Source organism: Phenylobacterium aquaticum (genome assembly GCF_947378715.1).
Lineage (GTDB): Bacteria > Pseudomonadota > Alphaproteobacteria > Caulobacterales > Caulobacteraceae > Phenylobacterium > Phenylobacterium aquaticum_A.
The window spans coordinates 1-3,034 of the sequence record NZ_CANCLE010000275.1; the positions used below are offsets into that span (position 1 = coordinate 1).

Genomic DNA, 3,034 nt, shown 5'->3' on the forward strand with positions numbered 1-3,034 from the left:
CCCAGCACCGTCACGCCATCGGCGGGGTCACGGATTTGCAGCTCAGCGACCGGCACGGCCGGGCCGCAGGACATCGGCCGATTGGTGTAGTCCTCCGACCCGTGGGTGGTGACGGTGGCGCAGGTCTCGGTCATGCCCCAGCCGTTGCCAGAGGCCGACTTGGGGAAGGTCTCCTTGATCTTGCGGACCAGCTCCGGCGCCGAGGGCGCGCCGCCGTAGGCGACGCTTTCCAGGGACGACAGGTCATAGTTCTCGCGCAGCGGATGCTCGATCAGCTGCCAGGCGATGGTCGGCACGCCGCCCGCCGACTGGATCCGCTCGCGCTGGATCAGCTCAAAGGCGCGGATCACGTCCCACTTGTGCATCAGCACCAGCTTGGCGCCGCCGAACAGCGAGGGGTTCAGGACGGCGAAGCAGCCGGTGGCGTGGAAGAAGGGCACCGACAGCAGGGTCGAGCGCTGGGGCGCGTTGGGATCCGGCTCCGGCGGCTTTTCGCCCCGACGCAGGAAGGCCCGCGCACCGGCGCAGGCGCCCGACAGGATGTTGGAATTGACGCCGCGATGGGTGGCCAGCGCCCCCTTGGGCTTACCGGTCGTGCCGGAGGTGTAGAAGATGGTCGCGTCGTCGTCGGCCTCGAGCTCGACGTCCGGCAGCGGCTGATCGGGCAGACTGGCCCAGTCAGTGGCCGCGCCGATCACCGATTCCAGCTTGGTCACCAGCGGGTGGGCGATCTCCTCGATCTCGCGGCTGACATAGACGCGGGCGAGGTCCGGGCATCGGGGCAGATGTTCGATCAGGCGCTGATAGCGCTCGGCGTCCATGACCGCGATCTTGGCGCCGGAATCGGTCAGGCCGTATTCCAGCTCGGCGCCGGTCCACCAGGCGTTCAGCGGGGTGACGATCGCGCCGATCGAGGCCGCGCCATAGAAGGCGACGATCCATTCCGGCAGGTTGCGCATGATGATGGCGACCCGGTCGCCCTTGACCACGCCCTGGGCCTGGAGCTCGCGGGCATAGGCGGAGACGGCGCGATAGAAGGCCTCGAAGGTGACCCTCTCGTCCTCATAGACCAGCAGCACCTTCTCGCCGTGGGCGCGGGCGGCCTCGACGATGGCGCGCAGGGTCGGCGGCTGGTTCTTCCAGACCCGCATCTCGACGCCGCGGATGGTCTTGGTCTCCATCTCGAAGGGCATGCCGGGTGCGGTCAGGAGGCCGTGCGCCTGGGCGATGGACATGGCGGGCCAACCGGCCGGAAGGGCAGCCTCTGACATGGGCGTTCTCCTAATGAAGTCAGCACGGGTTCTGACCCCCGCGTCGTCATAGGTGAACAAGCATAACCTAGCGGCCGACGCAAACAGGCGTTTGAGAGCGCCGTTCGGTCAACCGCCGGGTCGTCAGGACACGCCGAACAGGGCCTTCACATCATTGCGGAACGCCGCCTGGCTGTCAGGCCGGCTGTAGAACATGTGGCCGCCCGGATAGATGTGCAGCTTCACCCGCCCAGGGTCGCCCATCTGCGGAATCTGGTCCACGATCAGCCGCGAGGCGAAGAACGGGCAGCTGAGATCGTCATAGCCGTGGACGATCAACACCTTCATCTTGCTGTCGGCCGCCATCGCCTGGCGCAGGTCGCTGACCGACTCGATGTTGTTGTACCAATCCTTCTCCCAGGCCGCGTTCACGGCGTTGGACAGCGCGTTGTAGCGGCCCTCCACCTTCCAACCGACGGTGTGGGTCATGAAGTCGACCATGGCCGAGGTTGTCGGCGCGATGATGGTCGCCAGGATCGGGTCATTGGCCCGCTGCGATTGGGACCAGGGATAGGGGTCATAGGCGGTGACGTTGCTGTCGTAGACGCTGGCGAGCTTGCCGCTGTCCCGATAGAGCTCGCGCAGGAACGTGCCCGTATCGACCCGGCCGCCCATCTTCTTGACCAGGGCGGGATCGACGCCGGTGTATCGGGTCACATGGTCGACCACCCGGGCGACGGCGGCGGCATCGCGGCCCTTCATCAGGTCCACCGCGAATTCACCGCGGGCATAGCCCTCGACCTCAGCCATGGTCTCGGGGCTGAGCGCCTTGCCCTGGCGTTCATAGTTGGCCGCAGCCATGGACGGCAGGCTGACCACCCACGGCATGGGCGAGAAGTCCTCCGCCACGCCCATATGGGCGTCGAGGAAGGGCGAGACCATGATCACGCCCGACGGGCCGACGCCCAGGTCGCTCTGCAGGTCATAGGCGATGGCGGGGGCGCGGTAGCCGCCATAGCTCTCGCCGACCACATATTTGGGCGACGACATCCGGCCGTTCTTGACCAGCCAGTCGAAGACGATCCGCGACAGATAGTGGATGTCCTCCTTGACCTGGAAGAAGTCCTTCTTGGACTCGGCCTCGTCCACCAGGCTGCGGGAATAGCCGGTGCCGACGGGATCGATGAACACCATGTCGGTGAAGTCGAGCCAGGTTCCGGGATTGTCGACCAGGGTGGCGGGATCGGAGGGGCTGTCGCCCTGGGCGCCGAACTGGATGCGCTTGGGCCCGATGGCGCCCAGGTTCAGATAGACCGAGGCCGCGCCCGGGCCGCCATTGAAGGCGAAGGTGACGGGACGCTTGGGATCGCGCGGCCCGTCGAGGGTGTAGGCGGTGAAGACCACCTCGGCGATCTTCTTGCCCTTCTCGTCGCGGACCGGCAGCGAGCCTACCGTGGCGGTATAGTTGAGGGTCTTGCCGGCCACATGGGTGACCTGCTTGACGGTGGCGTCGGCGGGGAACGGCGGCAGATCGCCCTTGGCCGCGTCCGGCTTGCTGGCCTCGGTCTTGGCCGGCTCCTCGGCGAACACAGTGACGGGCGCGGCGCTGGCCGCCAGAAGAGCAGCCGCCATGGCCGCACGCAAAATCGATCGCAAGACACTGTCCCCCAGTTTGCGCCAGAATGGCGAAAGCCGCGCCGCCCGCAAGTTAATCCGAAGACAGATTTTCGGATTTCTCGCCTCGCCGAGGCAGGTCCTTGCGGACGGGGTCAGGCGCTCCAGGC

The 3,034-nt window shown here is 66.7% G+C and carries 2 protein-coding genes; both read right to left on the reverse strand.

Annotated elements, in window-relative coordinates; translation table 11 throughout:
- Positions 1–1,271: class I adenylate-forming enzyme family protein (locus tag Q7P21_RS20435; RefSeq protein WP_304180255.1), on the reverse strand; the 1,271-nt coding region annotated here is incomplete at its 3' end.
- Positions 1,272–1,394: 123 nt separating this feature from the next.
- Positions 1,395–2,882 (reverse strand): S10 family peptidase, encoded by a 1,488-nt coding sequence (locus tag Q7P21_RS20440; protein ID WP_304180257.1) that lies wholly within the window; start codon positions 2,880–2,882, stop codon positions 1,395–1,397.
- Positions 2,883–3,034 lie beyond the last annotated feature (152 nt).